General features: G+C 67.5%; 20 protein-coding genes. 10 read left to right on the top strand and 10 right to left on the bottom strand.

The features are described from left to right. Nucleotides 1-5: 5 nt before the first annotated feature. Complete coding sequence (locus tag PJ985_RS21700; protein WP_271685576.1) at nucleotides 6-854, top strand: helix-turn-helix domain-containing protein; 849 nt, start codon at nucleotides 6-8, stop codon at nucleotides 852-854. Further along, nucleotides 851-1054 carry a DUF397 domain-containing protein gene (locus PJ985_RS21705; protein ID WP_333909883.1) on the top strand — a complete coding sequence of 68 codons (204 nt, stop codon included), beginning with the start codon at nucleotides 851-853 and terminating at the stop codon, nucleotides 1052-1054. The genes PJ985_RS21700 and PJ985_RS21705 overlap by 4 nt, the downstream gene beginning before the upstream one ends. Before the next feature lie 587 nt (nucleotides 1055-1641). Here the strand turns inward: PJ985_RS21705 and PJ985_RS21710 are convergent. Continuing rightward, entirely contained in the window at nucleotides 1642-2718 is a 1077-nt protein-coding gene (locus PJ985_RS21710; RefSeq protein ID WP_271685577.1) for an HNH endonuclease, read from the bottom strand. A 474-nt stretch (nucleotides 2719-3192) separates the two neighbouring features. Between PJ985_RS21710 and PJ985_RS21715 the strand changes: the two genes are divergently transcribed. Next, entirely contained in the window at nucleotides 3193-4056 is an 864-nt protein-coding gene (locus PJ985_RS21715) for an NgoMIV family type II restriction endonuclease (RefSeq protein WP_271685578.1), read from the top strand. 38 nt (nucleotides 4057-4094) lie between these two features. On the opposite strand, the gene PJ985_RS21720 is transcribed toward PJ985_RS21715, so the two are convergent. Further along, the gene (locus tag PJ985_RS21720) at nucleotides 4095-5354 is read right to left on the bottom strand and encodes a DNA cytosine methyltransferase (protein WP_271685579.1); all 1260 of its coding nucleotides are present in this window, start codon (nucleotides 5352-5354) and stop codon (nucleotides 4095-4097) included. Between the two features lie 119 nt (nucleotides 5355-5473). Between PJ985_RS21720 and PJ985_RS21725 the strand changes: the two genes are divergently transcribed. The 5 genes from PJ985_RS21725 to PJ985_RS21745 all read left to right on the top strand — a co-directional run bounded on the left by PJ985_RS21725 (nucleotide 5474) and on the right by PJ985_RS21745 (nucleotide 7638). After that, nucleotides 5474-5908, top strand: coding sequence for a very short patch repair endonuclease (locus PJ985_RS21725; RefSeq protein WP_271685608.1), 435 nt, complete (start codon nucleotides 5474-5476; stop codon nucleotides 5906-5908). 94 nt (nucleotides 5909-6002) lie between these two features. Next, nucleotides 6003-6401, top strand: coding sequence for a DUF5753 domain-containing protein (locus PJ985_RS21730; RefSeq protein ID WP_271685609.1), 399 nt, complete (start codon nucleotides 6003-6005; stop codon nucleotides 6399-6401). A gap of 11 nt (nucleotides 6402-6412) precedes the next feature. After that, entirely contained in the window at nucleotides 6413-6607 is a 195-nt protein-coding gene (locus PJ985_RS21735; protein WP_271685580.1) for a DUF397 domain-containing protein, read from the top strand. Nucleotides 6608-6657: 50 nt separating this feature from the next. Further along, the gene (locus tag PJ985_RS21740) at nucleotides 6658-6828 is read left to right on the top strand and encodes a hypothetical protein (RefSeq protein ID WP_443033562.1); all 171 of its coding nucleotides are present in this window, start codon (nucleotides 6658-6660) and stop codon (nucleotides 6826-6828) included. A 207-nt stretch (nucleotides 6829-7035) separates the two neighbouring features. Beyond that, nucleotides 7036-7638 (top strand): class I SAM-dependent methyltransferase, encoded by a 603-nt coding sequence (locus PJ985_RS21745; protein ID WP_271685581.1) that lies wholly within the window; start codon nucleotides 7036-7038, stop codon nucleotides 7636-7638. Between the two features lie 174 nt (nucleotides 7639-7812). Here PJ985_RS21745 and PJ985_RS21750 read toward each other — a convergent pair whose 3' ends face one another. From PJ985_RS21750 to PJ985_RS21785, 8 genes are all read right to left on the bottom strand, one after another. Then, nucleotides 7813-9390 carry an alpha/beta fold hydrolase gene (locus PJ985_RS21750; protein WP_271685582.1) on the bottom strand — a complete coding sequence of 526 codons (1578 nt, stop codon included), beginning with the start codon at nucleotides 9388-9390 and terminating at the stop codon, nucleotides 7813-7815. Nucleotides 9391-9601: 211 nt separating this feature from the next. Then, nucleotides 9602-9832, bottom strand: a complete 231-nt coding sequence (locus tag PJ985_RS21755; protein WP_271685583.1) for a DUF5302 domain-containing protein — start codon at nucleotides 9830-9832, stop codon at nucleotides 9602-9604. 116 nt (nucleotides 9833-9948) lie between these two features. Continuing rightward, nucleotides 9949-11643 carry a polyamine aminopropyltransferase gene (locus PJ985_RS21760; RefSeq protein WP_443033563.1) on the bottom strand — a complete coding sequence of 565 codons (1695 nt, stop codon included), beginning with the start codon at nucleotides 11641-11643 and terminating at the stop codon, nucleotides 9949-9951. Between the two features lie 7 nt (nucleotides 11644-11650). Continuing rightward, entirely contained in the window at nucleotides 11651-12088 is a 438-nt protein-coding gene (locus PJ985_RS21765) for a DUF350 domain-containing protein (protein WP_271685584.1), read from the bottom strand. Between the two features lie 99 nt (nucleotides 12089-12187). After that, on the bottom strand, nucleotides 12188-12613 hold the full coding sequence (locus PJ985_RS21770) for a DUF4247 domain-containing protein (RefSeq protein ID WP_271685585.1): 426 nt from the start codon (nucleotides 12611-12613) through the stop codon (nucleotides 12188-12190). After that, nucleotides 12610-13107, bottom strand: coding sequence for a DUF2617 family protein (locus PJ985_RS21775; RefSeq protein ID WP_271685586.1), 498 nt, complete (start codon nucleotides 13105-13107; stop codon nucleotides 12610-12612). The genes PJ985_RS21770 and PJ985_RS21775 overlap by 4 nt, the downstream gene beginning before the upstream one ends. Then, on the bottom strand, nucleotides 13104-13721 hold the full coding sequence (locus PJ985_RS21780) for a DUF4178 domain-containing protein (protein ID WP_271685587.1): 618 nt from the start codon (nucleotides 13719-13721) through the stop codon (nucleotides 13104-13106). The genes PJ985_RS21775 and PJ985_RS21780 overlap by 4 nt, the downstream gene beginning before the upstream one ends. Before the next feature lie 223 nt (nucleotides 13722-13944). Further along, entirely contained in the window at nucleotides 13945-15066 is a 1122-nt protein-coding gene (locus PJ985_RS21785; protein WP_271685588.1) for an NADH:flavin oxidoreductase, read from the bottom strand. A 337-nt stretch (nucleotides 15067-15403) separates the two neighbouring features. Between PJ985_RS21785 and PJ985_RS21790 the strand changes: the two genes are divergently transcribed. Next, nucleotides 15404-15601: a hypothetical protein gene (locus tag PJ985_RS21790; RefSeq protein WP_271685589.1), complete on the top strand. Its 198-nt coding sequence runs from the start codon at nucleotides 15404-15406 to the stop codon at nucleotides 15599-15601. Nucleotides 15602-15625: 24 nt separating this feature from the next. After that, on the top strand, nucleotides 15626-15994 hold the full coding sequence (locus PJ985_RS21795) for a type II toxin-antitoxin system death-on-curing family toxin (RefSeq protein ID WP_271685610.1): 369 nt from the start codon (nucleotides 15626-15628) through the stop codon (nucleotides 15992-15994). Nucleotides 15995-16072 lie beyond the last annotated feature (78 nt).

Genomic DNA, 16072 nt, shown 5'->3' on the forward strand with positions numbered 1-16072 from the left:
GCACGATGTCCACCAGGACCACCACTCGACGTCGCCAGCTTGGTTCAGTTATGCGCAAGTTGCGCGCCCGTTCGAAAATGACACTGGAGGAGGCCGGGCAGATCGTCGACGTCTCCAAGGCGACCATCAGCAGGTACGAGACACAGGAAGGGCCCGTCAAGTGGCCCATTATTGACGCCCTGTGCATGGCCTACGGGGCAAGTGATGCTGAGCGTAGGGCTGTCGTCGCGCTGGCCAAGGATGCGAAGCAACAAGGATGGTGGAGTTCCTTCGCTGACGCCGTCCCAGAGACCTTGAACCTGCTGCTCACTCTTGAGGACGAGGCGACTCGAGAAGATCACTTCGCCTGCATGTACATCCCTGGCCTTCTGCAGATCCGCAGCTACACAGAAGCCATCCAGCAGGCGAACGAGAGGCGCCTTGCACCGGAGGAGCTGCGGAAACTCGTCGACATCCGCATGAAGCGTCAAGAGATCTTGACCCGTGAGAGCCCACCGCATCTCTGGGCGGTTCTCGACGAATCCGTGCTTCGACGTGTCGTCGGGTCAAAGGCCGTGATGCGCGAGCAGCTCGCCCACCTACTGAAATGCTGCGAGTCGACGAACGTCACCCTTCAAGTACTCCCGTTTGCGAAGGGCGCCCACACGGCAGCCCTGGGGAGCTTCGTGATCATCGGCGGCGTGGAGCCACCCCTGGATGTCGTCTACGTAGACTTCCACACGGGTTCCCTCTTCCTGGAGAAGGAAGTAGAACTGACACGCTACCGCCTGGCCTTCGACTACTTGCGAGCCCAAGCGCTGGATACCGAGGCGTCGTCATCGATGATCGAGCGGGCGAGGGAGGACATGAAGTGATAAGAGCGCAAACCAACGCACAAGCTAGCCAGTGGTTCAAGTCATCACACAGCGGGGGTAATGCCACTGAATGCGTCGAGGCGGCTCGCCTGCCCGACGGGCTGATGGTGCGGGACAGCAAGGCATGCACCGGTCCGGTCGTCGGGTTCTCGGCCGCAGCGTGGTCGGCTTTCGTCTCACACCTCACACGACTGGACTGAGCCACGATCTGAAATGAGGGGAGATGCACAGCGTGCTTGCGGTATCCAGTGACGAGGTGCACCGATGGCGCAAGAGCTCACAGCAGTGGGGACGGACACTCAAGAATAGGCCCCCTTACCAGCAACGATAGCGAACTGCAACTGGAGTGCTAGACGACCGCGACGGTTGCAGCAGGTGAACGTTTGGATTCGCCGTCCGCGTCCCGTCTATACCCACTGGTGGACCACGCGATCGATTGGGGCAGTCCGACCCTCCACATGCGGTAAAAGGAAAGGGTCCCTTCCTGCTGAGTAGCAGAAAGGGACCCTTTCACTCCTGTGGCGGCGCCAGGTTTGCGCCTGGGAAGGCAGAGCCGGCAGGCTTACACTTCTGCGCGGCAACGAAGGCGTGACCTGAGCGACAGCTCCACAGATGCCTCAACGTACGCATGCCGTTGGTCTTTCGCGGCGCCGCCGTGCTCCCTCTACTCGTCGATCCGGTCCTCCGCCACTGCGCGGATGAAGGCAACCAGATCGGGTTCCTGAGGAGGTCTACGCGTCGGATGCCGGGCAGCGAAGATCGAGTAGCACAGGGTCTGCCGGGTTCGTCATCGCTGGGTCTCCTGGGAGGCGGCATGCTTCGCGGATTCACCACGTTGCGGCACGATGCCGACTGAGGTGTGGCTCCGTGCGGATCGGCGGTGCTGGATGGTGGCTCGCAACTCTGCGGGGGTTGGCCAGGGCGCGCGGCGATGGATCATGCGGTGGCAGTTTGCGCAGATGAGTGCGAGGTCGCTGAGCTTCGTGCGTCCTTCCCCAGCTTCGTGCAGGGGCACGACGTGGTGGCATTCGATGTAGCCGGCGCCACGCTCGCCGTAGACCTCCTCGAAGTCGAAACCACATACCTCGCAGGCGACACTTCCTCCCCTCCGTAGAACCGCGTCGATCTTCTTCTTGCGCAGGCCCTTGTTCCGTTCCCTTGCCCTGTGCCGACGCAACAGCAGGCGTCCTTCGGGCGCGCTGAAATCGTCGTCAGGCTCTTCGTCGTCCGGCTGAGCGAGGGACTGAAAGTCGCCCGTGGTGATTCCTGTCCATATGAGGCGTGCAACATCTGACATCCGTTCCGGTCCTGCAAGGAACTCGTGCAAGACCTCGGCATCAAGTGCACCGCCGTTGGTGGGCTTGCCGCGGTAGTCAGGGTGCCGGGTAGCGATGTCGAACGTCTTGCGGGCTACCCCGTTGGGATTGCGGAACTTATCGTTGCGGTCCGCGTCAGCGTGGATGGGCAGCAGCTGAAGCAAGGCAGACAACTCGGTGACCCGGCTGTCCTGCGCGTCCAGACCTCTCCAGCCGTTCGTCATGACCAGATGGCAGGCAAGGATGACTTCGTCGCGTGCCCAGTTAGGGTTCTTGACGGCCTTAACTTGGAAGCCAAGGCGCTTCAACCAGGTGACGGCATGGTCCTTGCCCCCCCGGAACTCGTCAGGAGCTAGTGCGCGCCTCTGGGCCCACTTATGCGCTACCCCGGCGATCGCTTTCGAGCTGTACTCCCGCCCGCCGTACACCAGGACGTACGAACGAGCCTCCCCGAAGCCGTACTTCGACAGGAACGCCTCGCGCCCTAACTCATCATGCTCGGTGACTGCCTTGAGTACTGATTCTCGTGTGATCGCTCCAATGCGCATAGCTGAAGGCTACGACTGACAGCGTGGCGCTGACCCAGAACTTGCACATCTCCAGGGCGTGCTGCCTAGCCCCCTTCCTGAGGCCAGGCAGCACGCTGGGGTCCCTCGCCCACAGCGCAAGTGACAGCCGGTTGCCACACGCAACATCGCGCCAGGTGCCCCATCGAGAGCGGTTGCCGACTCTGTGAGTCAGGCCAACCACTTACGCCCTACGATGCTCACATGAGCGAACACGAGGTCTCCTCCGCCCTCCCCTCCGGAGACTCCCGCCGACGATCCTGACGCCGTAGTCGACGAGAGTTCCACGGATAACGACACAAGCGACCTTGCTCAGGTGGGTACAGCGAGGTGAACGCACACGTTCAGATTGTGCTCGCGTCTACGACCATGCGAGGGCCCTCACTCACAGCGAGGATGAAATCCTGATCACGGACCTTTCACAAGACTCAAAATTCTCCACTTAGGGAACTCTACGTGACAGCGAAGATTACCGCAGCCAGAAAAAACTTCCACGATGAGCTCGTCAAGAGAAACACTCTCTCCCTCTCGTCTGATGATGTAGCTTCAAACGCCGACAGCAGTCAAAGAACTAGCGTGGGCATAGCGCTGAGTATTGCACAGGTTCTCTCCGCCCAGGTCATCCCGAAGAAGCTCACAGGGCAGCGAGTCGGAAAACAGTTCGAGGAGGCAGTGGAAGGGTTTCTGAAGAAGACGTTTCCTCTTCTCCAGTCTCTTCGCCCCGGTAAATGGGCGGTGGAGAATGTTGGCGGCTCGCGCGCCGAGTACCAGATTTCCAGGTACGAACCCTACGGCCACCTAGCTGATCTGGCTAACGCGATCCGGAAAGACCGAAACCTTGCCTCGGTACTTGGCAACTCTTATGAGATCAGCCCTGACATCCTGGTACTCCGCCTCCCTGAATCGGACGAAGTAATCAATCGTGATCTGCATCTCGTAGATGCGAAGTCGGCCAAGAATGCCATCATCAGGGAGGCTAATCAGAGCCGCCCCATCGTCCACGCTATAGTCTCATGTAAGTGGACACTTCGCAGCGATCGCGCCCAGAATGCTCGCTCGGAGGCTCTAAATATAATCCGCAACCGAAAAGGACGCACTCCCCATATCGCAGTGGTCACAGGCGAGCCTTCCCCGTCCAGATTGGCGTCTCTGGCACTCGGTACAGGAGATATTGACACCGTTTATCACTTCGCTCTTCCAGAGCTGATTGAGGCAGTCATGGGAACCCAGAACGATGAGGCAATCAACATGCTGTGCACACTGGTTACCGGGAGGCGGCTGAGGGACATCAGTGACTTGCCACTTGACCTGGCGATCTAGAACCGGTACCGCTGCGAACACCTCAATGGACGCAGTAGCTAGCTGATACGGGAGCGCATCTCAGCGAAGCGTACGTGCCGCTCGTGGCCTTCTTGTCCTACGAAGCCCTTGAAGCCCACGAGCCGGTACGCGCGACCGCCAAGCTGGTCATCCTCGTCAATTACAAAGTCCCTGGCGAGCATGGCTATACGCCGCTCGAAGGTGGGGGGATCAATCTTCTCTCCGGCCAGCTTCACCAACTCTTTCTCTGTAAGCGGAGCTGGCGCGCCCTTCAAGGCTAGGTAGAGCCGGTCATGCATGACCTCGTCCTCCACCTCGGACAGTTCCTTTGGCTGGCCCTTGCGCTCCAGCGCGTTGGCAATCGATCTACCGACCGCCCTGGCCACCGGAGGGGGGAAAGCGTTGCCGATCTGCCGATACGTCGCCGTCTTGCGTCCTGTGAATTCCCAGGCATAATCCGGCTCAGGACCCCAGCCCTGGAGGCGCTCAACCATTTTCGTGGTGAGCTTGGGCAGGAAGTCAATAGGGTGCGACTCGCTGGGTGGGGCATCGGCAATACCCATCGCGTCTACACCGAGTGCACGCCAAGCGGCCTTGGCGCGAGTCGGACCAAGATCGGCTCCGCCGTGCTTTTTGGAGCCACCTACGACAGTGGGCGCAATGTCGTTTGCCTTGTCTCTCCAGACACGAGCGCCCGGCCATCCATCTGCCGCCATAAGGTCAAACAGTGCTGTCCCAACCGTGCCCTGATAGGGTGTCTTTTCAGGCCACTCGAACCACGGAGCATCTTCATTGCGCAGCGCGACTAGAACGAAACGGGGACGCAACTGCGGTACACCGTAGTCACTAGCGTGCAGAAGCTTCCAGTCGGACCAGTAATCGAGCTCCTTTAGCCGGTCCCTCACATGCTGGCGATACGCAGAGAAACGCGGCATTGAAAGCCCTCGCACATTCTCCAATAGGAGAGCCCTTGGCTGCATCCTTCCGGCAAGCTCAACGGCCCAAGCGAAAAGGTCCCGCTCGTCGGTGGCGCCGAGCTGCTTGCCAGCGATAGAGAACGGAGGACAGGGAACCCCGCCAGCGAGCAAGTCGATGTCGGGGAACTCCTTGGGGTTCCAGGTGCCCTCGTCAGCCACGTCGCCGTGCCGCACGTCCCAGTGCCCGCGGTTCTTCCTGAGGGTGTTCACCGCGTTCTCGTCGAGCTCGACGGCCAGCTTATGGCCGAAACCTGCCAGCTCCAGGCCGAGCGACTGGCCCCCAGCGCCCGCGCAGATCTCCACGGCCGACAGATCAGCCACGCTCGTACCTCCAGGTCGTGATTGCACAGGTCTACCATCCTGACGCATGAAACACCGAGGGTCTGACAGTGTTGGTTACGGTGTAGCCAATGGCCCTCAACAGTGACCCCACACCGTCGATGCCGCCGACTGCCGGCCGCTCGCGCAACATGGCTGCGATCAAACGGCGGGACACCAAGCCCGAGCGAACCATCCGGTCCTTGCTCCACAGCGCAGGGAAGCGGTACCGCGTCGATTTCCGCCTGGAGTTGAGGAGCGCAAGGCCGCGGCCAGACATCGTCTTCACGCGCGCGCGAGTGGCTGTCTTCGTGGACGGGTGCTTCTGGCACTGCTGCCCCGAGCACGGTCGGCAGCCCGGCGTCAATGGCGGCTACTGGGGACCAAAACTAGCGCGCAACGTCGCCCGGGACAGGGCCGCCGACGAGGCCCTGACAGCCGCAGGGTGGACAGTCGTCCGTGTGTGGGAGCACGAGGCTCCGGAGGAGGCCGCAGAGCGCATCATCGCGGTTGTCGACGCCGCCGGCCCCGCTAGTCCAGGTACCCGAGCTGGGTGAGGGGTCCCTGTAGCACGTCCTCTTCCTGTGCAACATGATCTGGCCATCGCCACTGCTGTAGGCCAGCACAGAGCTCTAAGGCGAGAGTCCGTCCCTGGGCGCCGCCCGGGAGCGGCCACCCTCGGTGTGGGCGGTCATCGGAGAAGCTGCTCTGTACCAGCAGGTGGGCGGGCCGGAGGTTATGCGCGAGCAGGTGGACCACCTGCTCACTCTCTCGGCGCGCCCCCACGTGACGCTGCAGGTGCTGCCCTTCTCGGCGGGGGCTCACCCGGGTGTCGACGGAGCTTTCACCGTGCTGTCCTTCCCTCCCCAGGACGAGCAGGACGTCATCTTGGTCGACGCCATGACGAGCAACCTGTACCTGGAGTCAGAGCAGCAGACCAGCCGGTACGTGCTGGCCTTTGACCACATCAGGGCCTCCGCTCTGGGCATCCCCGAAACGGACGAACGGCTGCGTCGTATGCTCCAGACTTACACGGGAACGCCTGACTGATGAGGTGCGTCATGATCGCTTCTGACCTGTCTTCCCCCTGGATAAGGAGCAGTTACAGCGGTACTGAGGCCAACTGCGTGGAGGCCCAGCACTGCCCCGGTGCGATCCAGGTCCGCGACTCGAAGGCTCTGGCTTCCCAGTCCCTACGATTTCGGAGCGACGGCTGGACCGGCTTCCTGCACGAGCTAAAGGCCGGACGACTGTAAGCCTCGGCGAGCTCTCCCAGCGGGACAGCTGAGCCGGCCCGGCCGGGGACGTGGACCGGGCCACGGCGGATGCGTTCGCCGAGAAGACGGGGTTCGACCCGCGCCGGGAGGAGACGCCCTACGACTACTTCACGGTCCGGCCGGAGCGGGTGCAGGCGTGGCGTGAGGTCGAGGAGCTCGCCGGTCGTACCCTCATGCGCGGGGGCGAGTGGCTGGGCTGAGCCACCTCACCCGGACCTCGGGGCGCAGGGTCGGCATGCCCCGGGTGCGGGCTTCTCGCCGGCGGCCCGGAGCGGAGGTGCCGGGGCCGGTCCTGCGCTCGCCCGGCGGTTTCCGGGGGACACCGGTGACGGTGGTCCGGCCCGGTGATCCGCCCGGGAAGGCCCTCCGTGGGCGAAACTGGGGCACACCGGACAGGAAGGACAGTCGTGGAAGCAGCGGAGTGGGACCAGCGGTTTGCCGAGAAACCCTGGGCGTGGAGCGCGGAGCCCAATATGTGGGTGACCAGCGAGCTGAGCGAGGAACCGCCCGGCCGGGCGCTGGATCTGGGGGCGGGCGAGGGCCGGAACGCGGTGTGGCTGGCGAGCCGGGGATGGCAGGTGGACGCGGTCGACTTCTCGGCGGTCGCACTCCAGCGCGCCTCCGAGCTGGCCGGCTCCCATCGGGTGGCCATCCACACCCACGTGGCGGATCTGACGCTGTTCGTCCCCCAGGCGGAGGGGTACGACCTGGCGCTGCTGTGCTATCTGCATCTGGAGCCGGAGTCCATGGAATCGGTGCTGCACCGGGCGGTCACCGCCGTCCGGCCCGGCGGCACGCTCCTGCTGGTGGGACATGACGTCAGCAACCTTGAGCACGGGGTCGGTGGCCCGCAGGACCCCGACGTGCTCACCTCGGTCGCTCTGGTCACGGAGGCGTGGGAGAAGCGGGCCGAGATTCTGTTCGCGTCGGTCGAGCGGCGGGAAGTTCGCGGGGAGGACGGGCAGTCGGCCTGGGCGCTGGACACCGTGGTGCGGGCCAGGCGGCACTGAGCCCTGCGGGCGGCGGTAGCGGTCCGGCCTCCGGCGCCGCGCCGGCGGCCCCCGTGGACGTCGGTGCGGCGCCGGAGTGGTGACCGGCGGCGCAACGACGTCCGCAGGGGGCCGGGGCACGGGGCCCTGGCCGCTGAGGGCCGCGCCACGGGGCCAGGAGCGGCGGCTCCAGCGCTACACCGTGCAGACGGGGTCGGTCTCCGGCAGTTCTCCGGAGACCAGGTACTCCTCCACCTGGCTGTCGACGCAGGCGTTGCCGTACTCGAAGGACACGGCGTGGTGGTAGGCGCCGTCGAGGGTCACCAGCCGGGAGCTGTCCCACCGCTCGCGCAGGGCCAGCGCTCCCCCGTGGAAGGTGCGGGTGTCACCGGTGGCGGAGACCAGCAGGGCCGGTACGTCGTTGTCGATGACGGTCGGTGCCTCGACCGGCCGGTCCCAGAACGCGCAGGGGGTGATGTTGTGGGTCAGCGCCCCGAAGAAGGGGGCCGCCTGGCGCGCCCGCAGGCTGTCGCGCCAGTAGACGCCGGGGCTCCGGGGAGCGGCCACGTCTCCGCAGAGGATGGCGGTCTGCACGCTGCCGTAGTGCGAGCGGGTGCCGGTCAGCAGGAATTCCAGGAGTTGTTCCAGGAGGGGGCCGGGGTCGGCCGGCTTGCGTTCCGCCGCCCGGTGCAGCACCTGGAGGGACTCCGCCATGGCGACCCGGGCCTCCTCCAGGTCACTGACCACGAGGTTGAGGAGGAGGGACGGGAACACGTGGTCGTCGACCCGGTAGCCGTCCCCGACCCGGAGGGGCTTGCGGGCCGCGGCGTCCATGATTCCTTGCAGCGTGCCCAGGACCTCCTCCTGGGTGCTGCCGAGGCCCCACTGGCCGTCCCGTTCGGCGGCCCAGCCGGCCCACTCGCGCAGCGCCTCCTCGTTGGCCTCGGTGGCACCCTGCAGCAGGCGGGGATGGTAGCCGGAGGAATCGGTAACCCCGTCCAGCACCATGCGGTCGGTGCGCCCGGGAAACATGGCGCTGTAGACCTGCCCCAGGTAGGTGCCGTAGGAGTAGCCGAGGTAGGACAGGCTTTTCTCCCCCAGCGCCACGCGGATGACGTCCATGTCGCGCGCCGTGTTGCGGGTGGTGGCGAACGGAAGGACCTCTCCTTCGGTCCGGCTGCAGCGCTTGGCCAGGTCGCGCATCGCGGCGGCGTCCCGAAGGAAACCGAGGGGGTTCTTCCCGCTGCCCGGTGAGGAGACCCAGTGGCCGACCGGCCAGCCGCAGTCGAGCGGGGTGCTGCGGCCGACGAACCTCGGGTCCATGCCGATGAGGTCGTAGGCGCCTGCCACCGCCTCGGACGCTCCCATGTGGAGCACCATGTCGAGGCCGGTGCCGCCCGGGCCGCCTCCGTTCAGCAGCAGCGGGCCCACCCGGGCCGCGGGGTCGGCGGCCTCCAGCCGGGAGATGCTGACGGTGATGGTCCGGCCGTCGGGTTCCGCGTAGTCCAGGGGCACCAGAACCTCCGCGCACTGGGCGCCGGATGCGTCCAGGGCCTGCCCCACCACGTCGTCCGGGTCCTGGGCGCAGCCGGTCCAGTCGAGCTGCTGCTGGTGGAACCGGTCCAGGCCGGCGGAGCCGGCCAGGTCCGGGCCGGCCGGTGCGGCGCCAGGGCCGGTTTCGGTGGCCGCCGGGGCGGACGGGGTGAGGGTGACGGTGACCAGCAGGGCCGCCGCCGCGGTGGTCGTCCGCCGCTTCCATGCGCGTGTCTTCATGACCACGAAGCTACTGACGGGCCGGGCCCGGCTCACGCCGCTTGGCACCCGTCTTTTCCTGCTGCCAAGCCCCTTGCGCAGGAGGAGGGTTGACAAGTATGGGCGAACAGCACTGTGGTGACCTCCGTGACGCGGAAGGGAGGTCACCACGGTTCCGGCCGGTGGTGCGCGGCCGCCTTCTCCGGCTATCCGGCTGCACGCGTCCGGCAGGTCATCCGGTCTTGCGTCGGGCGAACCGCTTCTGGCCCTGGGCGCCTCTCAGCTCCTTGACCGACTGCTTGCCTTCCTCGTGCGCCTGCCGCGCCTGGGTGCCCTGGCTCTTGCGGGCGAGGGCCTCCCGGAACTTCCGTTTCGCTGCTTCCGCGGCGGTCTCGTTCTCCGGTTCCGTGGCGGTCTTGTTGTCCGCTTCCGCGGCGGTCTTCTTGTCCGGTCCATCAGTCATGCGTACCTCCTGGGCACCATTGCCGGGCTGCTTCATGCTGGTCCAGTGTCTCCTGCCCGGCAAGTCACTTTCCGCATGCCCGGCCGCACCCGCGTCGGGTAGGGGCCCGGGGGCCGTCAGCCGAGCTGCCATTCCTGGTTGCGGTATTCCAGGATGCGGGGGTGCATGAGGGTGCTGGGGAGGGCGCCGTCCTCACGGCGGTCGAGCGGGAAGACGGTGGCGGCGTGCAGCACCTCGTTGTCCAGGAAGCGCAGCTCAGGGGTGTCGGGGGCGAGCCGGGCGGGCGGGGCGTCGGGCAGGCCGGCCAGGATGAAGCCCCAGTTGCCGAAGCTCGGCACGTCCACCTGATAGGGGGTGGTGGCGTATCCGGCCTCGCGGATGCCCGCGTCCACGGACCAGAAGGTGCGGGGGGCGAAGAAGGGTGATCCGGCCTGGACGACGAGGCGCCCCTCGGGGGCAAGGGACTGGGCGATCAGGGTGTAGAACTCGACGGAGTACAGCTTGGCGGTGCTGACGTCCTTGGGGTCGGGGACGTCGACCAGGACGGCGTCGTAGGAGCCGGGCGATTCGCGCAGCCAGCTGAAGGCGTCCTCGTTGACGACGGTGACGCGGGGGTCGGCGAGCGCGTCGTCGTTGAGCTTGACCAGCGGGCCGTAGGTGCGGGCCAGCCGGGTCATGGCCGGGTCGAGGTCGACGAGCACGACCTCCTCGACGTCCGGGTAGCGCAGCGCCTCGCGCAGGGCGAGGGCGTCGCCGCCGCCCAGGATGAGAACCGAGGACCGGTTGCCGGAGAGGCCGGGGTGGACGAGCGCCTCGTGGTAGCGGTACTCGTCGATGGAGGAGAACTGCAGGGCGCCGTCGAGGAAGAGCCGGAGGTCGGCCGCGCCCCACAGCCCGGAGGTGCTGGTGACGACGATTTCCTGGTAGGGCGTGCGTTCGGCGTGCACGATCGGGTCGCGGTAGAGCTGCTGGCGGGCGGTCACCTCGAAGGTGTCGGCCAGGACGTAGGCGGCGGAGAGGACGGCGAGCACCGCGGTCATGCCGGCCAGCAGGGCGGCCCGGACCCGGCGCCGCATGCTGTGCCGGAAGATCCACAGCACGACGACGACGCCGGCCACCGCGTTGACCGCGCCGACGATCAGCGCGCCCTTGATCTGGCCGAAGAACGGCAGGAGCAGGAGGGGGAAGCTGAGGCCGCCGAGCAGGGCGCCGATGTAGTCGACGGCGAACATGTCGGCGACGGCCCGGCCGGCGTCCTGCTGCCGGATGCGTTGCAGCATGGTCATGAGGAGCGGGATCTCGGCACCGATGAGCGCCCCGATGACGAAGGCGATCACCACCATGGCGGAGGTGTAGATGTTGAGCCAGGCGAAGGCGGCGTAGAGCCCGAGCACCGAGAGGCCGCCGATGAGGGCGAGCAGTCCCTCGACGACGGCGAACGCGCCGACGGCCCGGCGCTGGAGGGGCTTTGCGGCCAGGGAGCCGACGCCCATGGCGAAGACCATCACCGAGAGCACGATGGAGGTCTGCAGGACCGTGTTGCCGATGAGGTAGCTGCCGAGGGCGACGAGGGCGAGCTCGTAGACCAGGCCGCAGGCGGCGCAGACGAAGACGGCGAGCAGGAGGAGGAAACGGGCCGGGCCGGGCCGGGCGATGGGTGCGCCGCCGGCGGCGTGGGTGCCGTCGCCCGTTCCGTCCGGCCCGCCGCTGCCCGGGCCGTCGGGCCCGGCGGCGGGGGCGGCGGCGGCCTCGGCGGCGGGGGCCCGGGTCGCGGGGGGCTCGGTGGCGGGGGCCTCGGTCTCCGTGCTCATGACCCGGCTACGACAGGGCCGCGACGAGCATGATGGCGGTGGCGATGTAGAGGGCGCCCTGGACCCAGGCGGCCGGGTGCGGGCGGCCGTTCTCGTCCTCCATGACGGTGGCGCCCATCTTGCCCGGGGTGAGGATGCCGACGACGGCGAAGACCAGCGTCATGACCACGACGCCGGCCATCCCGTAGAGCAGGGTGCTGATGAGGCCGTAGCCGAGCCCGCTCTGGAACTCACTGGCACGGATGGCTCCGTGGACGACGATGCCCACTCCGAGGAGCTGCCCGCTGAAGACGATGGCGGCACCCTTGTTGCGCTCGGACCAGATGACGCTGGTGAGCCGGCGCGGGGTCACCAGGTCCAGCGCCAGGTAGCCCAGCACCATGACGGCCAGGCCCACCAGCCCGTAGAGCAGGACGATGCCGGTCGACTCGAAGATGTCTGCCACGAGGGTGCCTTTCAGTGGTGCCGGGGTGACGGGGGTGACGGGGGTGACGGGAGGACGGGGTGGTCGGGGTGGTCGGGGGACGGGGCGGGTGCGGGGTTGCTACTTGCCGGAGCCCGGGCCGCCGCCGCGGAAGCCGCTGCCGCCGCTGCCCCCGCCGCCTCCGTAACTGGGCGCGGGCCAGTAGCTGCCCACGTGGGTGTTCCACCGCTGGTGGCCGCGGGCGTAGGTTTCGATCTCGATCCGGCTCTTCCGGGCACCGGAGAGGTGGTCCGGGCTCACCTGGACGATGTGGTCGCGGTAGCGCAGGTAGACGTTGCCCCCGCTGCTGCGGCGGGAACGCGGTTTGCGGTGGTCGGCGATCTGCCCGGCCACCACCGCCGGAGTCCCCTCGCCCAGGTAGGCGCTGCCGGAGCGTTCGTAGGTGTCGGCGATCCAGCTGCGCGGGACCTGTCCGCCGCTGGAGGAGCAGCCGACGAGCAGCACCGCGGACAGGAGGGCCGTCAGTGTCAGCGTCCAGCGCTTCATGGGAGCTCCAGTCGGGTGCGGGTCGTGACGATCTCGCATGTCTGCGGGTAGGTGTGCCAGGTGGACCAGCCGGGCTCGCCGCCACTGAGCGTGGTGAGGCCGGTGAACGCGTCGGGGGAGCCGGGGAAGACACCGCACAGCGAGCCGGGGCGGTCGTCGAGGGCGGCGCGCAGCCGGGCGACCCGGCGGGTGAACGCGGCGGGCGGGTAGCGGTGGATGTGGGAGGTGAAGGTGTAGCCCCAGCCGTCCAGGTCCTCCCGGAAGCGGGCCGGCAGGGGGCCGGGCCGGCCGGGGAGGCAGGCGACGGTTTCCCGTACGGGCCCGGCGAACACCTGGTGCGAGGCGCCGAGCAGGCGCAGTTCGGCGGTGCCCGCGCCGCCGGGCAGGGGTACGTCGGTTACCGCGAGCGGTTCCTGCGCCGGCAGCCCCAGGGCGAAGGACAGCTGGTGGGCGCCGGTGTCGAGATAGGGAACCGCGAGCGGTACGGCATTCACTCGTCCCCGCTCGGATAGATGACGAGTGTGCCGTTCGGGACGCGTTCGCCGAGCGAGGCCTCCCACTTGCCTCGGCCCTGGCCGCCGACGAAGCGCTCGAAGGCCAGGCTGCGGTCGCCGGGGCCTTCGTAGTCGGCGTATTCGACCTGGCCCTGGGTGTCGAGGCCGGTGGTGCCCTCGGAGCGGTAGGTGGCCATACCGTGCTCGGTGCGGCGGTAGGTGACGCCGTCCACGGTGAGGGACTTGTCGCTGGGCGTGAGGGTGTCGTCCTCGTGTTCCGTCCAGAGGATGACCTCGAGGTCGGGATCCTCTTCGACGGAGAGCCAGCGGCGGGTTCCGGCGGGGCCGTCCATGGCGTCGAGGAAGTGCTCGGACCAGGTGAAGCCGCCCTCGGTGAGGCGCAGTGAGCCGCGGACGAACAGCCGCTCGCCGAGGTACTCCACCATGTCGCCGGCCTTCAGCGCGCGGGGGTCACCGGCGGTGTCACCGCCGGGGGCGAAGGGGTCGGCGGGCGGCAGGGCGGGCGACTGGGTCTCCTGCCGGTTGCGCAGGGCCAGCCAGGCCAGCACGGCCACGGCGACGACCAGCAGAGCGATGACCACGTACATGTGCATACCCCCGTCGGTGGACACCAGGGTCGGCGACCGCGAGCGAGTATGGCACAGGCGTTCGCTGCCGAATACGTCGGCAGGGACCCGTTGTTCCACGGTGTTCTGAAGGCTGTGACGCACCGGGAGCGCCCGTGGTTCCCCGCCCCGCCGCCCCAGGACGGGGACGGCGGGGCGCGGGGCGTGCGGTGCGAGGCCGGGGCTTACGGGAGGGTTCCCCGGCCGCGGCTCAGTACAGGGTGCCGAGGGCGGCGGATTCGAAGTGCTTGAGCTCGCCGGTGCGTCCGGTCAGGATCTTCGCGGCCCAGTCGGGGTCGCCGAGCAGAGCGCGGCCGACCGCCACGAGGTCGAACTCCTCCCGCTCCAGCCGATCCAGCAGGCCGTCGATGGCGGCGACGCCGCTTCCCTCTCCCCGGAAGGCCTTGATGAACTCGCCGTCGAGGCCGACGGAACCGACGCTGATGGCGGGCTTGCCGGAGAGCTTCTTCGCCCAGCCCGCGTAGTTGAGGTCCGAGCGCTCGAACTCCGGCAGCCAGTAGCGGCGGGTGGAGCAGTGGAAGGCGTCGGCTCCGGCGTCGGCGAGCAGGGTGAGGACGGCTTCGAGTTCCTGGGGCGACTCGGCGATCTTCGCGTCGTAGCCGCCGATCTTCCACTGGGACGTGCGGAAGATGATCGGGAACTCGGGAGACACCGCGCGGCGGCAGGCGGACACGATGTCCGCCGCGAACCGTACCCGGGACGCGAGGTCACCGCCGTAGGCGTCGGTGCGCCGGTTCGTGTGTGCCCAGAGGAACTGGTCGATCAGATAACCGTGCGCGCCGTGCAGTTCCACACCGTCGAAGCCGTGGGCCTCTGCGGCGGCGGCTCCGGCGGCGAAGGCGCCGATCACGTCGTCGATGTCCGACAGGGTCATGGTCCGGCCCTGCTCCGACCCGGTCAGCGGTATCCCCGAGGGGCCGACCCGTGGTGCGTCCGGGACCGGCGGTGCGCCGGCGGCGCGGTTCATCCCGACGTGCCAGAGCTGCGGCACGATCTTCCCGCCCGCCCGGTGGACGGCGTCCGCCACCTCGGTCCAGCCCTGGAGCGCGTCCTCGCCGTAGAACCGGGGGACCCGGTCGCTGGTGCCGGCCGAGTCGTGGTCGACGTAGGTGCCCTCGGTGATGATCAGGCCGACTCCCCCGGCGGCCCGGCGCGCGTAGTACTCCGCGACGTCCGCGCCCGGCACGCCGCCGGGGGAGAACTCGCGGGTCATCGGCGCCATCGCGATCCGGTTCCGGAGCGTGAGGCTGCCCAGGGAGAAGGGGCGGACGAGGATGTTCTCGGCGCGCGTGGCCGCGCTGCTGGATACCAAGGCATGCACCTGACGTGTTGGGTGACCGCGTCCCGGAGCGGCACGGTCCGCCCCGGGGCAACCTCCCCGGGCCCCTCACGCATTCCCGCCCCGGCCGGCGGTCGGCCGGTTTCCGGGGCGGGCGGGGGCGAGGGCGCCGACCGGGACGGGGCGCCTGGGTGTCCTGGCGGAGTTCCGTCGCGCCTTCCCCCTGGTACGAATCCTCATCGTTGCAGCTCAGAGGGGGACTCTCGCTCTTGCCGATCATGATGCAACAGGCTCCTGGACGAGACGCGCAGGCTGAGGGCTCTCCCGGTGCTACCCTGGTACCAAAATAGGTACCGGACGGGAGTTGATCATGCCTGCACTGAACGTCACCTTCACTGAGGAGGAGATGGCCACGCTCCGCGACCAGGCAGCAAAGGAGGACGTCAGCTTGAAGGCCCTGGCACACGATGCCATCTTGGCCGAGGTCCACCGGCGCAAGGTGACCGCGGCAGCCATCAGGACTGCCCGCGTCTCCGCAGGCCTGAACAAGCGCCTCGCCACCAAGTAAGGGGCTCTCGACATAACCGAGTACCTGGACGCCAACGACGTCATTCAGATCGCGGAGATCACACTTGGTGGTCGCGTCGGTGTACGCGACTGGGGCCTTCTGCAAAGCGCCGTGGCACGTCCCCAGTCCTCTGTGTTCGGCGAAGATGCCTACCCGGCCGTCTTCGAGAAGGCGGCTGCGCTGCTGCACTCCCTCTCCAGCAACCACAGCCTGGTGGACGGGAACAAGCGCACCGGGTGGGCATCGGCCATCGTCTTCCTGGACATCAACGGACACCCGTTGAAGGAGCCGCTGGACGAGGACGCAGCTGAAGAGTTCGTGCTGGCAGTGGCCCAATCGCACGTGCCGAATCCGGAGATCGCCAGTCGCTTGCGGGGCTTCGTCCAGGCTTGAATCTCTTGTGCGCCCGGCAGACTCGAAAGCCTTGACGCTGATTGATCTTCGGCCGGCGGCTCGTTGCCGTCGGTACCG

This window comes from Streptomyces sp. ACA25, assembly GCF_028200735.1.
Taxonomy (GTDB): Bacteria; Actinomycetota; Actinomycetes; order Streptomycetales; family Streptomycetaceae; genus Streptomyces.